The organism is Methylobacterium sp. 275MFSha3.1, assembly GCF_900108435.1.
Lineage (GTDB): Bacteria > Pseudomonadota > Alphaproteobacteria > Rhizobiales > Beijerinckiaceae > Methylobacterium.
Genome location: NZ_FNWP01000038.1, coordinates 23,810 through 30,457, shown reverse-complemented (window position 1 = coordinate 30,457; position 6,648 = coordinate 23,810). Strand labels below are relative to the sequence as shown.

The window sequence follows — 6,648 nt, the reverse complement described above, 5'->3', positions numbered from 1 at the left end:
CTAGTGCGGTGACGCGGACGGAGGATTCACAGAGTCGGTGAGACGTGCGAGTCTGGGCCATGGCCCAGACGGTATGCGTGCTCCTTCCTCCGACCGACGCGGCGCGGTTGGCTGCGATCGCCAGCGACCGCTCCAGCCCACTCAAACATATCCAACGTGCCCGCATCGTCCTGTTCTCAGCCGAGCGCCTGAGCGTCCAGGATGTCGCCCGACGGGCGGGCGTCAGCCGCCCCGCCGTGTGGCGCTGGCAGCGGCGCTACGCCGAGGCGGGCGTGGAAGGTCTGCTGCGCGACAAGACGCGTCCGCCCGGCACGCCGCCCCATTCGACCGAGACGGTGGCCGAGGTGCTGGCACTGACCTGCTCGGAGCCGCCCGGCGAGGTCACCCATTGGACCGGCCGTGCCATGGCCCGCGCTGTCGGGATTTCGTTGCGCGCCGTGCAGCGGATCTGGGACGCTCACCGCCTCCAGCCGCATCGGCTGCGCACGTTCAAGCGCTCGCGCGACCCCGCCTTCGCCACCAAAGTCGAGGATGTCGTCGGCCTCTACATGGCCCCGCCTGCCCACGCGGTGGTGTTGTCCATCGATGAGAAAAGCCAGATCCAGGCCCTGGAGCGCACTCGCCCCGACCAGCCTCTCGGATCCGGCCATCCCGCCGCCCAGACCCACGACTATACCCGTCACGGCACCACGACGCTGTTTGCCGCCCTCGACGTCCTGGCCGGCACCGTGCTCGGCCGCTGCATGCAGCGCCACCGGAACGGCGAGTTCATCCGGTTCCTGAACACCATCGAGGCCACCGTCCCGCCCGACAAGGCGATCCACGCGATCCTCGACAACGTCGCCACCCACAAACATCCGAAGGTGCGCGCCTGGCTCGCCCGACACCCGCGCTGGACCTTCCACTTCACCCCGACCTCGGCCTCGTGGCTCAACGCCGTCGAGGGCTTCTTCTCGGCGCTCACCCGTCGTCGGTTGCGACGCGGCTCCTTCACCGGCGTCGTCGATCTGCAGGCGGCGATCAAACGCTACATCGCCGAACACAACCGGCGCGCCAAACCCTTCGTCTGGACCAAGCCCGCCACCGACATCCTCGCCGCCGTCAGCCGATCCCCTGAACCATCCGTCTGAGTCAGTGCACTAGGGCTGGCTCGGGTGTGCCGGATCTGGCGCGTGTCGCGCGCCACAGTCCACCGGCATCTCTCACCGCCCCGCTCGGGGCTCGGATCGGAGGCCGGGTCCGATCCCGCGCGGCGGCCCGGCCCGCTCGGGGCGATGCCGGATGCCGCACTGCTCATGCGGATCCGCGCCATCCTGGCCGACAGCCCCTTCCACGGCGAAGGCCATCGCAAGGTCTGGGCACGGCTGCGCATGAAGGGCGTGCGCACCTCCAAGTGCCGGGTGCTGCGCCTGATGCGCGCCCACGACCTGTTGGCCCCCACGCGGGTCGGCACGCCGCGCGGTCCGCGCAACCACGACGGCACCATCATCCCGGACCGGGTCGACACGATGTGGGGCACCGACCTGACCACCACCTGGACGGCCGAGGGACAGGTCGCGGTGTTCGTGGCCATCGATCACTGCTCGGCCGAGTGCGTGGGCATCCATGCGGCGCGCCGGGCTACGCGCTTCGAGGCGCTGGAGCCGATCCGCCAAGGGGTGCGGCAGCGCTTCGGTGGCTTCGCGGCCGAGATCGCCTCCGGCCTGAGCGTCCGGCACGATCACGGCAGCCAGTACATGGCGGACGCCTTCCAGGCGGAGCTCGCGTTCCTGGGCATCGCGAGTTCGCCCGCCTTCGTGCGCGCCCCGGAGGGGAATGGCTGCGCCGAGCGCTTCATCCGCACCCTCAAGGAGAACCTGTTGTGGGTCGAGCACTTCGAGACGGTCGAGGATCTGCGCCACGCGCTGCTGGCGTTCCGGGATCTCTACAATGAGACGTGGCTGATCGAGCGACACGGGTTCCGGCCACCGGCCGATATTTGCGCCGCGCAGCTACCACCCGCGGCCATCGCCGCGTAGGCTTCAGACCGGGGTCTCACAATCCGCAGGCGGTACACTTCAGGCATATTCTCGGTGACCCATGGGTTTTTTCGTCCGATGAACACAATATCGTACTCTCAAAAAGATCGCCACCGGTACAAACAACTTGAACGTTTGCCAACTTAGACGTCTTAAATGTAAAAACCGTTGGCAGAAGGTGCATCGATGAACGCAGATTCGACGTCGGCTTTCATAAGCAAAGAGCGCTTACCGCGATGGCACCAAGCAGATGGGCCGGCGTAGCCCTGTAGGTGGATTCAGCTTTGCGTGTCCGGGATTGAGGCGGGCGTCCGGGCGCGAACCGATCCAGCCTTCGCACGTCTTGATCCGGGTCGCGCGACGGGAATAGCGCTGGCACCTCTGGCGGATCTGCGAAGCGCGATACCCGCTTCATCGTCATCCGCATTGCGAAACGCTATCCCAGCGTCCGAAAGACACGCAACCAATCGCTTCAGCGTGTCGGGCCTCAGCCCGCTGCTTTCAAGCTCGAAGCCGGCGATACTGCGTTTAGGCACTCCGGATCGCGCCGCAAGGCAGTCCTGCGTCCAGCCCAGCATGGCGCGCGCTCCTCTGATCTGAGAAGGCTCAATTTTCGGCGGCGATAACACTTGACGAGGACTCATTACTAATGCATCCTCAAAAAACTGGTCGACGGAGCCGGAACGCGATCTGCGAAAGGCGTTGAACCAGAAAACCCGATCCTCGTCCGACCTTCAAGTCGGGTGCGCACGATCGACGCCGTTCCTTCGGCGATACCTTCGACGAAGGTCGAAGACGACGCGCAATCGCCGTCATACCGTCGCGCGATGCGTCGATACCCCTACAGCCTGGCAACCTCGGCCTTCCGCCTTGCGGATGCGGAGCTCGCGCCATGTCGAAGCATCGTACGGATGCCGGCGAAGCAATCGTCGACGCCATTCATAACAGTCTCTGCCGTCGAATCCGTATCGCAAAGGAGCGAATACATCTCGCTCGCATACTCGAGATGGTTGCAAGGTCGCGATCGGACGTTCTTGTCGCAACTCCAAGAGGCTTGGACGACATCATGTCCTATAGGCGCCTCGCCGACGAGGGTCTGAGCCACGCCACGTTCAGACGCACGCAGGGATCGGTCATCGTCCTGGCGGCTACGAACCGGGTCTGGCGCAAGCCGGAATTGAGGCGGCGGCTTCTCGAGGTGAAGCGCGACGCACGACGGATCGGTCGCCGTGTCGTGCTCGTCACGAAGCGTGGCATCGCTCGATATAGTCGGCGCGATCCGTGCCATGCGGACCGAACCGCGGCGAAGCCTGCGGCCGGCATCTGCGAAGGCGTGCGGCCGGATAGCGGTCGACCGTCGAGGAGCCGCGATCTCCCGCCGAATGGGTGACACCATGCGGAAAGGGAACATATTCGAGTTTCCGACGGGTCGGCGGCTCTGCCAATCCGTCGGCGATGGGCGCTCGGTCGCCGTTCTGGCGCGAAAACTGTCGTCCGGCGCTCGGCTTCGCACGTTCGGATCAATCCACGACGTTTTGTCGATCGATATCAGCGATTTGACTGGCATCTCCGACGACACGATCGACAGGCTCCGAGCGCTCGCAGCACATCGCGTCCTCACTCCCTCATCGGTGGTGCGTCTCGCCCTGCGTCATGCCTCCGAAATCGGACGTTTCCGTCCGTGGCCTCCGCAGGCGGCCCGGCCATTCCGGAGCAACTATGATTTCATCCTGGCTGGAGACGTTTTCGAGAGCTTCGCGTGCCGGATCGAAGATCGCCTTGGCGGTGCCTGGGTGGCGCGTGGAACGCTCGAGGACCGGGCTCTGCTATTCGAGATTTGCCCGCCAGACGGCTGTCCCCTGTACATTGCCCACGGCATGGATGCCGACACCGGTCCCAGAACATTCCTGCGTAAACCTCGGAATTGGCGAAGCGATCTATCCCGAATGGCCGAAGGCGCGGAAGGAATGCGCGACTGGCACGTACTCATCGTCGGCGGTTTGCCCACCGACGGCCAAAAGCGGGCAACGGTCATCGGCGGGATCGCAGACGGCCTTCGCCGCGGCGGAGCAGGTGTGCGGATCGTGAAGGCAGCCGATCGCTCCGAGTTCGATACGGAAGCCGGACGGCTCAAGGATGCCCGCAGCCACCTCAATCTGATTGAGATTGCCTACCCTGGGCTGGTCGACGTGCCGGCCGGATGAACGGACGAACCGAACAAGACTGTTGCGACATCGGAGGACCGGAGTGATGTCCATCGTACATCGAGTCGAGAGCCCCTCCCCCGAACTTGCCCGCATCGCTGCCAAGTACCGTCGCCTAGCGGAGGATCTCGAGCGCGCGGCGCGTGGCGAGCATCCGTCGATTGACGACTTGCGAGACGCGCCGCTCCTTATGGAATGGAAGGTTCATCTCACCCCTGTTCCGTATCTGGAAGGCATCGTCCTTGGTCATCCACTGATACCGGACGGACAGGTCTGCCGAACCAGCGAACTGCTCTTGATCGAACATAGGGGAGGCTACGCTCGGACATTGTCGCGCTACTATCGCCTGCTGCCACGTCCCGACGGAGGCGATGGCCGATGACCTCACGCCGGAACTCGCCGCCAAACGCGCCAGGAGGTCCTGCAGGGCTTCGAGCCCGCGAGCGCTTGCCTCACGCAACGGGAACGGACTTGATCTGCCGAGGGCTTGTCGCCAGAGCTCTCCGACGTGCCGGCCTCCAGATCATGCTCAAGGGCGGCGCGGGTGTCGCGACGATCTCCGTTGACGACCCCCGAGTCGCCGACGTCGTTGCCAGAGCGTCGTGCGATCTTCTTCAAGCCACCATGTGCCGCAGGCGTACCGATTGGCGCGTGGTCGACCTTGTTTCGCGACGGCCGGCCAAATCGTCGGTCATGGATTTCGAACTCTTCCAGGAGGACGGGGATCGGGAAGTCAGAGTCGTCTTCATCATCGATGAGGGTACGCGCCTGTCGGGAAGCTCCGTAGGATTGATCGATGGACACGCACGTTTGGGTGAGCCTGATTGGGGTATGGTGAGGTCGGCATTTAGCAACCTCATGAGGAAGATCCCTGCCAAGTCGCTGCCGCCTGAAATGCTCGCCGTTATCCCACTCGCAGCCTACGGCTCGGCGATCCGGACGGGCGCGGGCTGCAATCGAGCCCTCGCTCGCTTGCGCCGTTTTGCCGAACTCCGCCTCGCCAAGCTTGCTGAGGCGACCGAATGTTCCGTCGATGGACCGCGCCTCGAGGAGCTGCACGGGCTGGGCGGGGCCGGACGGTGGGGGCTCGATCTCGCGCGGGATCTGCAGGAATTTCGTGCCGGCCGGCTGCGGTGGCGGGACGTCGACCGCGGGGTACTTTTATCTGGCCCAATTGGATCGGGAAAAACCACTTTCGCCCAGGCGCTTGGCCGCACGTGCAATGTATCAGTCCACGTCCATTCCCTCGCTACATGGCAAGCTAAAGGTTACCTAAACGACGTCCTGAAGGCGATGCACGGAGCCTTCGCATCGGCCAAGGCTGCAGCTCCGTCCATTCTCTTCATCGATGAGATCGACAGCTTCGGAGAACGTGAGCAACTCAAAGGCCATAACGCCACCTATAGTCGCGAGGTCGTCAACGCCTTGTTGGAATGCCTCGATGGGGCGACCGATAGAGAGGGAGTGATAGTCGTCGGTGCGACGAACCATCCTGACGTCGTCGATGCCGCCCTCAAACGTCCGGGAAGACTTGATCGACACATCGCGATCCCACTGCCCGATCTCGCGGCAAGGATCGGCATTCTCCGGTTTCACCTCGTGGGCGATCTGGTGAACGAGGACCTGACCTCTATCGCCGACCGCCTTGAAGGAGCCTCTGGAGCCGTACTAGAGCAGATCGTCAGAGACGGACGCCGGTCGGCCCGCGTCGCTGGCCGACCGCTGACGGTCGCCGATCTCGAGGCCGGTCTGCGCTCTTTAATCTGCTTATCGGATGCAGCCTTCAGACGAGTTTGCGTGCACGAAGCTGGGCACCTCGTCACCGGAGTGCTGCTGGAATCCGAGACAGGTTCGAAGGCGCTGGATGCTGTCGTCACACGTACGCCAGCCGGCCCCGAGGCCGGGCGCACGCATTTCGCACTCGACGCCGGCTTCGATAGAACGCGCGGTTCCGTCCTGGCGGAAGCGATAGTGCTTCTGGCCGGCATCGCGGGTGAACGCATCGTGCTCGGATCGAGTGGATTCGGTTCCGGAGGTGCGCGGGATTCCGATCTCGCCGTCGCTACAAGGCTTCTTGCCGAGGCGGAGCTATGTCATGGTCTCGGCGACCGCCTTGCGTATGTGGGACCGCTTGACGACGTCATCCTGTCGTCTTGGCTGCAGAGGGATGCAGGATTGCGGGAGGTTCTGGATCAAGAGCTTAAAACATGTCTTAAGCGCGCCGTCGCGCTTTTGACTGCCGAAAGGGACGCGCTGGAGATGACCGCCACGCGTCTTTGCGACCAGGGCCGAGCCCTCGCTTCCGAAGTACGCGAGAAACTCGGCGAGAAAATTCCTTAACATCGCATTCGAGCCCACATTCACGACTGGATAATCGGGAGACGGGCGTCGATTCATGCACACGCTCATGCTGGGGCACGCCGAAC

Annotated in this window: 5 protein-coding genes; all 5 read left to right on the top strand. The window is 64.0% G+C overall.

What is annotated here, in order from left to right:
• Nucleotides 1-59: 59 nt before the first annotated feature.
• The 5 genes from BLW78_RS28345 (at nt 60) to BLW78_RS28325 (ending at nt 6,562) form a co-directional block, all read left to right on the top strand.
• Entirely contained in the window at nt 60-1,130 is a 1,071-nt protein-coding gene (locus tag BLW78_RS28345; protein WP_132369412.1) for an IS630 family transposase, read from the top strand.
• A 42-nt stretch (nt 1,131-1,172) separates the two neighbouring features.
• On the top strand, nt 1,173-2,018 hold the full coding sequence (locus BLW78_RS28340) for an IS3 family transposase (protein ID WP_139307767.1): 846 nt from the start codon (nt 1,173-1,175) through the stop codon (nt 2,016-2,018).
• 1,382 nt (nt 2,019-3,400) lie between these two features.
• Nucleotides 3,401-4,222 (top strand): hypothetical protein, encoded by an 822-nt coding sequence (locus BLW78_RS31125; RefSeq protein ID WP_132369226.1) that lies wholly within the window; start codon nt 3,401-3,403, stop codon nt 4,220-4,222.
• Nucleotides 4,223-4,268: 46 nt separating this feature from the next.
• Nucleotides 4,269-4,604: a DUF6634 family protein gene (locus BLW78_RS28330; protein ID WP_091683484.1), complete on the top strand. Its 336-nt coding sequence runs from the start codon at nt 4,269-4,271 to the stop codon at nt 4,602-4,604.
• A gap of 143 nt (nt 4,605-4,747) precedes the next feature.
• Entirely contained in the window at nt 4,748-6,562 is a 1,815-nt protein-coding gene (locus BLW78_RS28325; protein WP_165923229.1) for an AAA family ATPase, read from the top strand.
• Nucleotides 6,563-6,648 lie beyond the last annotated feature (86 nt).

What these genes read in the sequence shown, in the direction of transcription:
- BLW78_RS28345 (WP_132369412.1), top strand. Translation starts at nt 60, where the DNA reads ATGGCCCAGACGGTATGCGTGCTCCTTCCTCCGACCGACGCGGCGCGG.
- BLW78_RS31125 (WP_132369226.1), top strand. Translation starts at nt 3,401, where the DNA reads ATGGGTGACACCATGCGGAAAGGGAACATATTCGAGTTTCCGACGGGT.
- BLW78_RS28330 (WP_091683484.1), top strand. Translation starts at nt 4,269, where the DNA reads ATGTCCATCGTACATCGAGTCGAGAGCCCCTCCCCCGAACTTGCCCGC.
- BLW78_RS28325 (WP_165923229.1), top strand. Translation starts at nt 4,748, where the DNA reads ATGCTCAAGGGCGGCGCGGGTGTCGCGACGATCTCCGTTGACGACCCC.